Source organism: Mesorhizobium sp. WSM4809, assembly GCF_055811655.1.
On sequence record NZ_JBVVQW010000007.1, the window covers coordinates 264,912 to 277,026 of the forward strand.

The 12,115-nt window shown below is 64.5% G+C and carries 11 protein-coding genes; 4 read left to right on the top strand and 7 right to left on the bottom strand.

The genetic code is table 11. The features are described 5' to 3' along the window. Window positions 1-88: 88 nt before the first annotated feature. Genes pcaF through AC0L24_RS20175 form a run of 3 tightly spaced genes read right to left on the bottom strand, consistent with a single transcriptional unit; the run spans window position 89 to window position 2,947 of the window. On the bottom strand, window positions 89-1,294 hold the full coding sequence (gene pcaF / locus AC0L24_RS20165) for a 3-oxoadipyl-CoA thiolase (RefSeq protein ID WP_473564104.1): 1,206 nt from the start codon (window positions 1,292-1,294) through the stop codon (window positions 89-91). 1 nt (window position 1,295) lies between these two features. Next, the gene (locus AC0L24_RS20170; protein WP_473564093.1) at window positions 1,296-2,093 is read right to left on the bottom strand and encodes a CoA-transferase subunit beta; all 798 of its coding nucleotides are present in this window, start codon (window positions 2,091-2,093) and stop codon (window positions 1,296-1,298) included. Then, the gene (locus AC0L24_RS20175; protein WP_473564094.1) at window positions 2,090-2,947 is read right to left on the bottom strand and encodes a CoA transferase subunit A; all 858 of its coding nucleotides are present in this window, start codon (window positions 2,945-2,947) and stop codon (window positions 2,090-2,092) included. The genes AC0L24_RS20170 and AC0L24_RS20175 overlap by 4 nt, the downstream gene beginning before the upstream one ends. 119 nt (window positions 2,948-3,066) lie before the next feature. On the opposite strand from AC0L24_RS20175, the gene AC0L24_RS20180 reads away from it, so the two are divergent. Further along, the gene (locus AC0L24_RS20180; RefSeq protein ID WP_473564095.1) at window positions 3,067-3,837 is read left to right on the top strand and encodes an IclR family transcriptional regulator domain-containing protein; all 771 of its coding nucleotides are present in this window, start codon (window positions 3,067-3,069) and stop codon (window positions 3,835-3,837) included. A gap of 220 nt (window positions 3,838-4,057) precedes the next feature. Here the strand turns inward: AC0L24_RS20180 and AC0L24_RS20185 are convergent, their stop codons facing one another. From AC0L24_RS20185 to AC0L24_RS20200, 4 genes are read right to left on the bottom strand one after another with little or no spacing between them, the layout of a single operon-like run. Then, window positions 4,058-5,359: an NAD(P)/FAD-dependent oxidoreductase gene (locus tag AC0L24_RS20185; RefSeq protein WP_473564096.1), complete on the bottom strand. Its 1,302-nt coding sequence runs from the start codon at window positions 5,357-5,359 to the stop codon at window positions 4,058-4,060. Between the two features lie 2 nt (window positions 5,360-5,361). After that, window positions 5,362-6,741 (bottom strand): glutamine synthetase family protein, encoded by a 1,380-nt coding sequence (locus AC0L24_RS20190; RefSeq protein ID WP_473564097.1) that lies wholly within the window; start codon window positions 6,739-6,741, stop codon window positions 5,362-5,364. A gap of 4 nt (window positions 6,742-6,745) precedes the next feature. After that, window positions 6,746-8,029 (bottom strand): nucleotide disphospho-sugar-binding domain-containing protein, encoded by a 1,284-nt coding sequence (locus tag AC0L24_RS20195; RefSeq protein ID WP_292660148.1) that lies wholly within the window; start codon window positions 8,027-8,029, stop codon window positions 6,746-6,748. A 10-nt stretch (window positions 8,030-8,039) separates the two neighbouring features. After that, window positions 8,040-8,978, bottom strand: a complete 939-nt coding sequence (locus tag AC0L24_RS20200; protein WP_127396482.1) for a GntR family transcriptional regulator — start codon at window positions 8,976-8,978, stop codon at window positions 8,040-8,042. A 240-nt stretch (window positions 8,979-9,218) separates the two neighbouring features. On the opposite strand from AC0L24_RS20200, the gene AC0L24_RS20205 reads away from it, so the two are divergent. The 3 genes from AC0L24_RS20205 to AC0L24_RS20215 all read left to right on the top strand — a co-directional run. Continuing rightward, window positions 9,219-10,283, top strand: a complete 1,065-nt coding sequence (locus AC0L24_RS20205) for a polyamine ABC transporter substrate-binding protein (protein WP_127266967.1) — start codon at window positions 9,219-9,221, stop codon at window positions 10,281-10,283. Window positions 10,284-10,638: 355 nt separating this feature from the next. Then, window positions 10,639-11,481, top strand: a complete 843-nt coding sequence (locus AC0L24_RS20210; protein WP_127811298.1) for an ABC transporter permease — start codon at window positions 10,639-10,641, stop codon at window positions 11,479-11,481. Continuing rightward, window positions 11,474-12,115, top strand: a 642-nt coding sequence (locus AC0L24_RS20215; RefSeq protein ID WP_473564098.1) for an ABC transporter permease, incomplete at its 3' end; no start/stop codon positions are given. The genes AC0L24_RS20210 and AC0L24_RS20215, both read left to right, overlap by 8 nt.

Here is a 12,115-nt window from a genome sequence, read left to right on the forward strand (position 1 = left end):
ATGGAACGACGCCAGACTTTTGTCCACGTGGTCAAATTTGACCACGCACCGGATTCTTGATCTTAGCCGGTCAGGCAAGGGCCGCCGATCAAACCCGTTCCAGCGCGATCGCGATGCCCTGGCCGACGCCGATGCACATCGTGGCAAGCGCATAACGGCCGCCACGTTCGCGAAGCTCCAGCGCCGCCGTGCCGGAAATGCGGGCACCCGACATGCCCAGGGGATGGCCAAGCGCGATGGCGCCGCCATTCGGGTTGACGTGCTCCGCATCCTCGGCAATGCCGAGCTGGCGCAGCACGGCGATGCCTTGCGAGGCAAAGGCTTCGTTGAGCTCGATGACATCGAACTGTTTTGGTGTCAGCCCAAGCCGCGCGCAGAGTTTTTGCGTCGCCGGCGCCGGACCGATGCCCATGACGCGCGGCGCCACGCCGGCGGCAGCACCGCCGAGGATCCGGGCGATCGGGGTCAGCCCATACTTTTTCACCGCTGCTTCCGAGGCAACGATCAGGGCCGCCGCGCCGTCATTGACGCCGGAGGCATTGCCGGCCGTTACCGTACCGCCCTGGCGGAATGGCGTCGGCAGCTTGGCCAGCGCCTCGACCGTAGAGCCCGCGCGCGGATGCTCATCCTTCGCGACGACGATCGGATCGCCCTTGCGCTGCGGGATCGTCACCTCTGTGATCTCCTTCGCCAGCCTTCCATTGGCTTGCGCGGCGACAGCCTTGTCCTGGCTGCGCACGGCAAAGGCATCCTGGTCCGCGCGGGAGATGGCGAACTCCTCCGCTACGTTCTCGCCGGTCTCCGGCATCGAATCGACGCCATACTGCTTCTTCATCAGCGGGTTGACGAAACGCCAGCCTATGGTGGTGTCGTAGATCTCGGCATTGCGCGAGAACGCCGTGTCGGCCTTGGGCATGACGAAGGGTGCGCGGCTCATCGATTCGACGCCTCCCGCGATCATCAGCTCCGCCTCGCCGGCCTTGATGGCGCGCGCTGCAATGGTCAGCGCATCCATGCCGGAGCCGCACAGGCGATTGACCGTCGAGCCTGGCACCTCCTTCGGCAGACCTGCCAGCAGCAGCGCCATGCGCGCCACGTTGCGGTTGTCCTCGCCAGCCTGGTTGGCGCAGCCATAGACGACATCGTCGACAGCCTGCCAGTCGATGCCGGGATTGCGCTCGGCCAATGCCCTCAGCGGTATCGCGCCAAGATCGTCTGATCGTACCGAAGACAGTGAACCGCCAAAGCGGCCGATCGGTGTGCGGATGTAGTCGCAGATATAGGCCTCGGCCATGTCATGCAGCCTTTGCTTTTCCGGTTCCCTCATGCGCCGCCTTGGTGCGGGCCTGCAGGTCGCGCAATGTCTTGAGTTCGAGTTCGCTTGGCGGCGGCGTTTCGTCAAGCGCCTCGGCGAACTTAACCACCCAGCCACAGGTGTCCTGCACCTGCTGGCGCGTGACGCCGGGATGCAGCGACACGACGGTGAATTCCTTGCTCACCGGATCCGGCTTCCAGATGGCGAGGTCGGTGATCAGCAAGGTCGGGCCTGCAGTGTCGATGCCGAGACGCTTTCGATGATCGCCGCCCTCGCCATGGCCGAAGGAGGTGAAGAAGTCGATCTTCTCGACCATGCCGCGCTTGGTCTGCGCCATGGTAATGTAGATCTCCTTCGACGACGTCGCGATCTCCGGCGCGCCGCCGCCGCCCGGCAGCCTGGTCTTGGGATGGAAATAGTCGCCGATGACCGTGGTGTTGATGTTGCCGAATTTGTCGAGCTGCGCCGCGCCGAGGAAGCCGATCGAGATGCGGCCGCCCTGCAGCCAGTAGCGGAACATCTCCGGCACCGCGACGGTGGTGATAGCGGTCTCGCACAATTCACCATCGCCGATCGACAACGGCAGCACATCGGGCGAGGTGCCGATCGTGCCGCTCTCGTAGATCAGGGTGATATCAGGCGCATGCGTCAGCCGCGCCACATTGCAGGCGGCGGACGGCGCACCGATGCCGACGAAGCAGACATCGTCATTCCGCAGCGCGCGGCTGGCGGCGATGGTCATCATCTCGTTGGGGGTGAATCCCGGATTGTCGCTCATGCCGCTTTCCTCAAATGCTCGACCCGGGCCGCGAAATCGTCGGCGCTCTTCTCGATCACGTTGGCATGCATCCACGCCTGGAATTTCTCGCGGTCGGCGGCGATCTCGTCCCATTCGAGATAGGCGGCATTGTCGCGCGCATAATAGCCATGCGCGTAGGACGGATGCGATCCGCCGGGCACGACCGATATCGCCGCGATCGTCCAGCGCGGCAGCACGGTCAGATTGGGGTGCAGATCGTCAAAATAGTCGACCACTTCCTCGACGGTCACCACAGCACGTTTGGCCGCCAGCACCGCTTCCTTCTGGATGCCGATGATGCCCTCGACCAGCACATTGCCTTTCCGGTCGGCCTTCTGCGCATGGATGAAGGTGACATCAGGCCGGATCGAGGGGACGGCCGCCAGCACCTCGCCGGTGAAGGGACAGGTCACCGATTTGATGTTCGGGTTGACCGCCGCCAGCCCGGCGCCGCGATAGCCGCGAAACACCGCACAAGGCAGGCCGGCAGCACCCGCTTCATAGGCATTGGCCATGCCGGCATGGCTGTGCTCCTCGATTTCGAGTGAGCGCGGAAAGCCGTTCTCGATGGCGTCGCGGGCGCGGCGCAGCAGGCCGACGCCGGGATTGCCGACATAGGAGAAGATGATTTTCTTCGCCATGCCCATGCCGATCATCTGGTCGTAGATCAGGTCCGGCGTCATGCGGATCAGTGTCAGGTCGCGAAACCCCTGGCGGATCGCCTCATGCGCAGCCGCCGTCGGGATCAGATGGGTGAAGCCCTCGAAGGCGACTGTGTCGCCACTGTTCAGGTTCTCCGAAACAGCCTGTTTGAGCGGCAGGAACTTGACCATCGCATCGGCTCCGGATTCAGAAAGTTCGTATTGCGAACACATGTTTTGTATGCGATACTTTCTACGCTGAGCGAGGGCGTGGAGTCAATCCTGACGCCGATGCCGTCCGCGGAGTTGAGATGGACGAACAAGCCGCTTCCCGTGATCATGTCGGCTCGCTCGAGCGCGGCCTTGCCGTCATGGAAATCCTGGCCCGGCACCCCTCGGGGATGACGCTGACCGAAATGGCCGAGGAAGCGGGCCTCACCCGCGCCGGCGCCCGCCGCTTCCTGCTGACACTCACCGCCACCGGCTATGCAACACAGGCCGGCCGCGTGTTTTCGCTTTCGCCGCGCCTGCTGACGGTCGCCCGCACCTGGCTCGGCGGCGCCTCGCTATGGGCCTTCGCCGCGCCCATCATGCAGGCTGTGGCAGCACAACTGAACGAGGCCTGCTCTGCGGCCATCCTGTCGGGTGAGGATGTCGTCTATGTCGCCCGCATTCCCGGCCGCCGCATCCTCAGCGTGTCGCTCGATGTCGGCACCAGGCTGCCGGCCTATTGCACCTCGATGGGGCGCATCCTGCTGGCCGGGCTGACATCAGGGGAATTGGACGCATTCCTCGACCAGGCGACCATCGAAAGACGGACACCGAAGACGATCACCGATATCAGGCTGCTGGCCGGCGCCATCGGCAAGGCGAAAGCGGACGGCTTTGCCATCGTCGACGAGGAACTGGAGCTCGGCCTGCGCTCGATCGCGGTGCCGATCCGCGACCGCGCGGAGCGCACGGTCGCGGCCATCAACGTCTCGACTCAGTCGGCGCGTTTTTCGGTGGCGGAGATGGAGCGGGAGATACTGCCGGTGCTGGTTGAGGCCAGGCAGCGCATCGAGGATTTTTTTGTCGTCTAATCAATCGCCCGAAAACTCTTCAAACGCCAGCGCCGCCCCTCATTGCCCTGCCGGGCATTTCTCCCCGTATAGTGACGGGGAGAAAGTAGCTGGCGCAACGCCATCGCCTTTCCTGCAACATTGGCGATACCGGCGACAACAGCGTCCCTCGCCCCGTTGACGGGGAGAGGATGCCGGCAGGCAGGTGAGGGGCAGTGCTAACGTCGACAATTGCCTCTGATCAATGCTTGATACGATCCCGCATCGCGTACCACAGCATGCCCAGCACATAGAGCGGCCCACGCAACGCCGTGCCGCCGGGGAACGGCATCGGGCTCAGCGTCGAGAACAAATCCAGCCGCGAGGCATCACCCGTGATCGCTTCGGCCAGCAGCTTGCCCGACAGCGTCGACAGGATGACGCCCTTGCCGGAATAGCCATGCGCGAAATACACCTCGCCATAGTGCCCGACGTGCGGCAGCCGTGATGTCGTCACCGACACCAGCCCACCCCAGGCGTGATCGATGCGGCAGCCCTTGAGCTGCGGAAAGGTCTTTTCCATATGCGGCCGCACGAAGCCGGCGATATCGGCCGGCGGTGATGGCGTGTAGCGTTCGCCGCCACCGAACAGCAGGCGCCCATCCGCCGACATGCGGTAGTAGTTGACGACGAAGCGGGTGTCGGACACCGCGACATTGGCCGGGATGACATAGCGCTTGCCCTCCAGCGGCTCGGTGGCGACGATGTAGTTGCCGACCGGCATGATGCGGCTGTTGACGCGTGGCTCCAGCCCATTGAGCAGCGCATCCCCCGCCAGCACGACATGTCTGGCCCGAACCGATCCCTTTGCCGTCGAGACCCGGATCGAAGGCTCACGCTCCAGCTTCACCGCCACCGAATTCTCGTGGATGATGACGCCGGCCGCAACCGCTGCGCGGGCAAGGCCGAGCGTGTAATTCAGCGGATGCATGTGGCCGCCGAGCGGCTCATACATCGCGCCATGGTATGATGTGTGGACCTTGGCTCGGGCTTCAGCCGCCGACAGGATTTCGACGTCACCAAACTTCATCACGCTTTCAAGGCACTCGGCCTCTTCCTCGAGATCCCTGAGGTCGGAACCGTTGACCGCGCCCACCAGATGACCGGTCAGCCTGAGATCGCAATCGATGGCATGGCGCTCAATGATATCGAGCACCAGCCCGCGTGCCTCGAAGGCAAGATCGAACAGCACCTTTGCCCGCTCCGGCCCGTAGAGTTTGACCAGGCCCTTGGCGCCCTTGCGCAGGCCGGGGATCATCTGGCCGCCATTGCGGCCCGACGCGCCCCAGCCGATCTTGCCGCCTTCGAGCAGCACCACCTTCAACCCGCGCTCGGCGGCGTGAAGGGCGGCCGACAGGCCGGTGCAGCCGCCGCCGACGACAACCAGGTCGGTGTCGACGTCGCCGACCAGCGCCGGATGGTCCGGCGCCGGATTGGCGGTGGCGACATAATAGGATTTGGCGATATCGAGGCCCGAATTGAAGTCCGTTGAACTGGAAGCCATGTTCACACCTTCAGCAGAAGGTGGTCGCGTTCCCAGCTCGTCACCACGCCCTGGAACAGGTCGAGCTCGACGCCCTTGACGCGCAGATAGGTCTGGAAGAAATCCTCGCCGAGCAGTTCCCGCACCGGCTCACATGCCTCGAAACGATCGAGCGCCTCCTCCATCGTTTTCGGCAGCGTGCTCTTGATCTTGTAGGCATTGCCCGACGCTTCGGCCGAGCGCGCCAGTTTCTGTTCGACGCCGAGATAGCCGGCAAGCAGCGAGCCGGCGATCGCCAGGTAAGGATTGGAATCCGCACCTGGAAGCCGGTTCTCCACCCGCCGCGCCGCGCGGCCCCCGGCCGGCACGCGCAGGCCGCAGGAACGGTTGTCATGCGACCATTCGATGTTGGCCGGCGCGCTGTGGTTCGGCCTGATGCGACGGTACGAATTCACATTGGGCGCAAACAGCGGCATGATTTCCGGGACATATTTCTGCAGGCCGCCGATGAAGTGGCCGAACATTGCGGTGTCGGCATCGTCGCTGCCGGCAAACAGCGTCCTGCCAGCCTCGTCGATGACCGACATGTGCAGATGCATCGAGCTTCCCGCCTGCGCGGCGATCGGCTTGGCCATGAAGGTCGCATGCATGCCGCTCTGCTGCGCGGCCTGGCGCGTCAGCCGCTTGAACAGCAGCACCTTGTCGGCCAGCGGCAGCGCGTCGCCATGCAGGAAGTTGATTTCCAGCTGCGCCGTACCCGATTCATGGATCAGCGTGTCGAGTGGCAGTCCGGCCGCCGCGGCGTAGTCGTAGATGCGCCGGATCACCGGCTCGAACTCCTCGAGTGCGGCCATGTCATAGGGATGCTGCACGTTCTCGGCACGGCCATTGGCGCCGACCGGCGCAGTCAGCGGCTGGTCCGGATCGGGATTGGGCGCGGTCAGATAGAATTCGAGCTCCGGCGCCACCACCGCCCGCCAGCCGCGCCTGGCGCAGAGGTCGAGCACGGCGCGCAGCACATGGCGCGGCGAGGCCATCCAGGGCCGGTCGTCCATATGGAAGGCATCGGCGAAGACATAGGCCTTGCCGGGAGCGGCACCCGGCGCCAGGCACAGCGTCGAGACATCGGGCACCATGCGCATGTCGGGGTCCGAATAGGCAAAGCCCTCGTCGATCGAGCCGGAGTAGCGGCCGTCGATGCTGACCAGGAAAGCGCTGCTCGGCAGATAGAGCGCCCGATCTTCCAGCGCCTGGAGGAATTTGGCCGTCGGCAAGGCCTTGCCGCGCAGGACGCCGTTCATGTCGGGCACCAGGCACTCGACTTCGTTGATCCCATGCCGGGTCAGCCAGGCCTTGGCGTCATTGCCGCTGAAGAGCGAGATATTCGCGTTGTTGTCAGGCATTTCGTCACGTCCGTATCAGAGAGAGTATGGCTTGCGCGGCCACATCCGTTCCAGGTTTCAGCGCCATTTGGGCTGCATTGTCCTTGAGGCGGGCGCGCATGGCATCGTCGGCCAGCAGGCCGAGAATGGCTCTCTCCAACACTCCTTCGGTCCAGGCGTCGCGGCCGATATGGTCACCGACGCCGGTTTCTCCGGCGCGGCGCGCATTGTCGTGTCCGTCCCAGCAATAGGGCATGATCAGTGACGGCACGCCGAAGCGCAGCGCTTCGCAAAAGCTGTTGTTGCCGCCGTGATGGATGAACAGGTCTGACTTCGCCACCACCGAGGGCTGCGGAAACCAGGCGTCGAGATAGACATTGTCCGGCACCGCACGGTAGGCGTCGCGCAGGCCGCCGGCATTGACAATAAAGCGCGCCGACAGCCTGTCGAAGACGACCAGCATGCGCTCGATCAGGCCGACATCCATGGCGCCGAGGCTGCCGAAGCTGACATAGACCAGCGGCCCCTTGTTGCGCGGAAACACCGGCACTTCGAACGGCCCTTCCGAGCGCACGCAGCCTTCGAGATAGACGAAGCGCGTGGGATCGAGCGGCTCGGCCCGCTCACGACGCACGATCGAAGGCGTCAGCAGCAAATTGAGGTCGGGCGACGCCTCGAGGAACAGGCCCTTCGGCAGCGACGCCAGGCCGGCATCCATGCGAAAGCGATTGAAGCGGTCATGTGCGGGCGCGCAAGCCGCCAGATACCTTGCCTCGAAAGCCGCGCGTTGCGGGTCGTCGGCGCCAAGCCCCGACAGATAGGGCGGCACATTGGCATCCGGCAGCTCGGTCTCGGCGCAGGAGACGACACGCACCCAGGGACAGCCGGCGGCTGATATCGCCGGGAACATGATGACATTGTCGAGCACCACCGCGTCCGGCTTCAGCCGCGCCAGCAATTGGCGCAGCGGCGCCTCGGCGTTGACCGCAGTGTCGACGATGGCCTGCCAGGTCGGCGCGACATAGGTTTCCAGCTGGTCGATCGGGCTCAGCCGGAAATGCGGCAGGTGCCGGCGCACGAAAGCCTGCCAGTAGCTCTGGCGTTCGCTGTCGCTCAGCGGCTCGTCGGTCGGCAGCTGGTATTCCTGGAAACCATAGTCGGCAAAGACGCCGGAAAAGCCGGCATGGCAAATGAAGACGGGCCGGGCTCCCTTGGCACGCAATGCCTGCGCGATGCCGACGCAATTCAACGCCGCGCCGAAACTGGCTTCGGGAAACAGCGCGATGGTCGGGCTGGCTTTACGCGTCAATTAATCCTCGTCATTCCGGCCGGCTGATCATGCCGAACAGGGCGGGCGCCCCGCGACTGGCCGCTTGCGGTCGCTGGTTGCGGGAGAGCCGCAGGTGGATGCGAAGCAAATCGGCCGCCACCTCATACTGCAGGCTTTCAAGATGGTCGAGTATAACAAGGTGTTCGCGCAGCGATTGCCGCAAGCGGAAGACGTTGACGCCGGTATAGATGCCCGGCAGCCGGCGCAGCCTGAGGTGATCGGCCAGCGCGTCGGCGATGAAGCGGTTGGCGCAGCCCTCGGCGAGCATGCCGTGAAAATCGATGTCCAGCCGCTGGAACTCGCGTGTATCGAATGCGGCGTCCGGCAGCGCCACCAGCGCTTCCATAGCCTGGCGCAACGTCGCCGCCCGCGCGCCGTCCAGCCGGAAGCCCGGCGTCAGGATAGCCGCGGGTTCCAGCAGCAAGCGGAACTCATAGCTGTCGCCTTGCGCCTCTGGATCGTCGGGGGTGCGCCGAAACAGCCAGGACTGGCCAGGCGCTCGGTCCAACAAATTCTCTTCAGTCAGTTTGTTGAGTGCTTTTAGTACCGTCTTGCGCTCGGCACTGTAGCGCCGTATCAGCCCCGCGACGGTCACCGTCTGGTCCAGCCGACGCGCCGACCGGTCGCGCAGGATCGCCTCGGCCAACTCGTCCTCCTCGGCGGCGGGCAGTTCCGTGGCGACTGAAGCCTGCGCGGTGAGGTCGATGGCCAGGTGATAACCGGAATCTGCCTCCCAGCGCACGACACCCCGTTCAGCGAGCAGGCCGAGAGCCGCCCGCACCGGCGTGCGCGAGACATTGCACAACGAAGCGATCTGCTGCTCCGGCAAGCGTGCGCCGGGCTCAAAACCGCGCTGCCGCGCCACATCCAGGATGCGCTGCGCCAGATCGAGGTGGTTGGTGCGAGGTCGTCGGGCTGCGGCTTGCATGACTGGTCTCGTGGAAAACGACATGACCGCATTGATCTGACCGATCGCCCGCACGGACGCAATCGGCCAGATTCCACGATCGCTTAGCAAATTATGGATTGACGTACTTTTTTCTGCAATAGTACTGTCAGGGCAATCGGCGAGAAAAAGACCTAGGGAACGGGATCGAGGCAGCGGCAAGGGTCGCAAGCGTTGGTCCGGCGAATGCAATTCGACGATCAACCGAAATGGGAGTCTGTCATGACCGCTACCAGCCTGCGGCGCCGTGCGCTGAAAACATCTTCGATCGCACTTGGCCTGGCCTTGGCGCTGTCCGCGCCGGCGACGGCTGCCGACCTCGTCATTTCCAACTGGGACGGCTACATGGCGCCTGACGCCATGGCCGCCTTCAAGACCGCCACCGGCGTGTCGGGCGAAGTGGTGGTGCACGCCACCAATGAAGAGATCATGGGCAAGCTCATCGCCGCCGGCGGCAAGGGCTATGACGTGGTCTTCGTTTCTTCGCCCTTCGCCGAGGTGCTGAACAAGCTCGGCCTGACCGAGCCGATCGACCACGCCAAGATACCGAACCTCACCAATCTCTATCCCGAGGCAACCAAGCTGCCGCACGATGCCGGCAATGCATTCTCGGTGCCCTACACCTGGGGCACGACCGGCCTCTGCTACCGTTCGGACCTGATGAAGGTTGCCCCCACCAGCTGGAGCGACCTGCTCGCGCCATCCGACGAATTGAAGGGCAAGACCACCATGCTGGCGACCGACCGCTGGCTGCTGGCTGCCGGCCAGCTCGACAAGGGCTATTCGGTCAACGAAACCGACCCGGCCAAGATGGCTGAGGTCAAGGATCTGCTGATCTCGGCCAAGAAGACCCTGCTCGCCTATGACGACACCACCTTCTATTCCAAGCTGGTGTCCGGCGAGGCGCTGATGGTGCAGGCATGGGACGGCTGGTGCAATTACGGCATCGCCGAAAAGCCCGAGATCAAATACGTCATTCCCAAGGAAGGCTCCGACCTCTGGGTTGACACGATGGTGGTGATGAAGGCCTCCGCCAACAAGGATGCCGCCTTCCAGTTCATCAACTTCATGCTCGACGCCAAGAACCACGCCTGGGCGGCGCAGAACATCGACTACAAGGTGCCGAACAAGCCAGCCATGGAAAGCCTGCCGGCCGATTTCCTGGCCAAATTCCCCAACATGGCGATGCCGGTGGCCGACCTCGTCAAGTTCGAGCAGTTGCGCGACGTCGGCGACGCCCAGCGCGACTATTCGAAGATCGTCAGCGAGATCAAGGCGGCGCAGTAGGCGGCGCGCCACTTCGGTAGCTGGAATCAAGCTTGCGTTCCTTCGCGCCCCCCTCTGGCCTGCCGGCCATCTCCCCCTCAAGGGGGGAGATTGGCTGGATCGCGGCCTGTCGCCAATCTCCAGCGCAGCACCCCCTCATCCGGCCGCTTCGCGGCCACCTTCTCCCCGTGGGGGAGAAGAGGAAAGCGCCGGCGCCAGCGACCTCCTCTCCCCTCGGGGAGAGGTCGGATTGCCCCGAATTGCCCTTCGCAATTCGGATGGCAATCCGGGTGAGGGGGTCTTTGGTCGCTGAGATGCCCGGCAGGGCAGAGGGGGGTGCTTCGTGAAGCACCTCCCCTCCCGCTCCTCCCTGCTGATGGCCCCGGCACTGGCCTGGCTCGCGGCCTTGATGGTGGTGCCGTGCGCATTGGTGCTGGCGCTCGCCTTCTTCCGGCGCGGCATCTATGGCGGCATCGAATACACCTTCACGCTCGAGAATTTCGGGCTGGTCTTCGACCCGCTCTATGCCGGCATCTTCCTCAATTCGGCGCGCATCGCCGGCACCGCCACCCTGATCGCGGTGGTGATCGGCTATGCCGCCGCCTACGCCATCGCAGCCGCCCCGCGCCGGTGGCAGCCGGTATTCCTGTTCTTCGCCGTGCTGCCGTTCTGGTCCAATTACCTGATCCGCACCTATGCCTGGATCGTGCTGCTCAACCGCGAAGGCCTGATCACGCAGTTGTTGCGCTGGTTCGGCTACACTGGCGAACCGCCCTCGATGCTCTACACCGAAGGCGCGGTCATCGCCGGCCTCGTCTACAACTATTTGCCCTTCGTCATCCTCGCCTGCTACGCGCCGCTGTCGCGCCTCAACCCGGAACTCGCCGAAGCCTCGCGTGACCTCGGCGCCTCCGCCGCCACCACATTCCGCCGTGTCATCCTGCCGCTGACCGTGCCCGGCATCGCCGCTGGCGCGGTGTTCGTCTTCGTGCTGTCGATCGGCAATTTCGTCACGCCCGCGCTGCTTGGCGGCGGCCGCTTCCAGATGATCGGCAACCTCGTCTACGACCAGTTCCTGACTGCCAACGACTGGCCATTCGGCGCCGCGCTCGCGATGGCGCTGATCGCCATCATGCTTCTGGTGCTGATGGCGCAGGCGCTGGCCGCCAATCGCGCCTCGGGGCATGCCGCGCAAGCCGGCGGAGACACCGATGGCTGAGCGCTCCCCCGCCACGCGGCGCACGCTCTGGCTCGTGCTGAGCCTGGTCTTCGCCTTCCTCTACATCCCGATAGCCGTGCTGGTCGCGCTTTCCTTCAACGAAGGCGGGCTGCCGACGGCATGGTCGGGCTTTTCGCTGAAATGGTATGCCTCGCTGGCCGGCAATTCGGCGATCCTCTCCGCTGCGCTCAACACGCTGATCGTGGCGCTGGTGTCGACCGCAATCGCAACATTGCTCGGCACGCTGCTGGCGATCGGCATCGAGATGCGCCGGCAATACGGCAAGGGGCTCGAAGCGCTGATCTTCGCGCCGATGATCATTCCCGACATCGTGCTGGCGATCGCGCTGCTGTCGTTCTTCTCGATGCTCAATCTGACCATGGGCCTGCACACCATCATCCTCGCCCATGTCGTCTTCAATCTCGCCTTCGTCTGCTCGGTGGTGCGCGCAAGGCTGAAGAGCTTCGACTGGTCGATCGTCGAGGCCTCCGCCGATCTCGGCGCCTCCGCGCTCACCACGTTCAGGCGGGTGACATTGCCGGTCATCGCGCCGGCGGTGATCCCCCGCGCGCTGCTGGCCGTCACGCGCTCGGGCGCCGGACTCAGACTAGCCGTCTTCACCGCCGGCGCCCGC

Excerpts from the sequence above, each read along its gene's own strand:
- pcaF (WP_473564104.1), bottom strand. The coding sequence starts at position 1,294 with ATGGCCGAGGCCTATATCTGCGACTACATCCGCACACCGATCGGCCGC.
- AC0L24_RS20170 (WP_473564093.1), bottom strand. The coding sequence starts at position 2,093 with ATGAGCGACAATCCGGGATTCACCCCCAACGAGATGATGACCATCGCC.
- AC0L24_RS20175 (WP_473564094.1), bottom strand. The coding sequence starts at position 2,947 with ATGGTCAAGTTCCTGCCGCTCAAACAGGCTGTTTCGGAGAACCTGAAC.
- AC0L24_RS20180 (WP_473564095.1), top strand. The coding sequence starts at position 3,067 with ATGGACGAACAAGCCGCTTCCCGTGATCATGTCGGCTCGCTCGAGCGC.
- AC0L24_RS20185 (WP_473564096.1), bottom strand. The coding sequence starts at position 5,359 with ATGGCTTCCAGTTCAACGGACTTCAATTCGGGCCTCGATATCGCCAAA.
- AC0L24_RS20190 (WP_473564097.1), bottom strand. The coding sequence starts at position 6,741 with ATGCCTGACAACAACGCGAATATCTCGCTCTTCAGCGGCAATGACGCC.
- AC0L24_RS20200 (WP_127396482.1), bottom strand. The coding sequence starts at position 8,978 with ATGCAAGCCGCAGCCCGACGACCTCGCACCAACCACCTCGATCTGGCG.
- AC0L24_RS20205 (WP_127266967.1), top strand. The coding sequence starts at position 9,219 with ATGACCGCTACCAGCCTGCGGCGCCGTGCGCTGAAAACATCTTCGATC.
- AC0L24_RS20210 (WP_127811298.1), top strand. The coding sequence starts at position 10,639 with ATGGCCCCGGCACTGGCCTGGCTCGCGGCCTTGATGGTGGTGCCGTGC.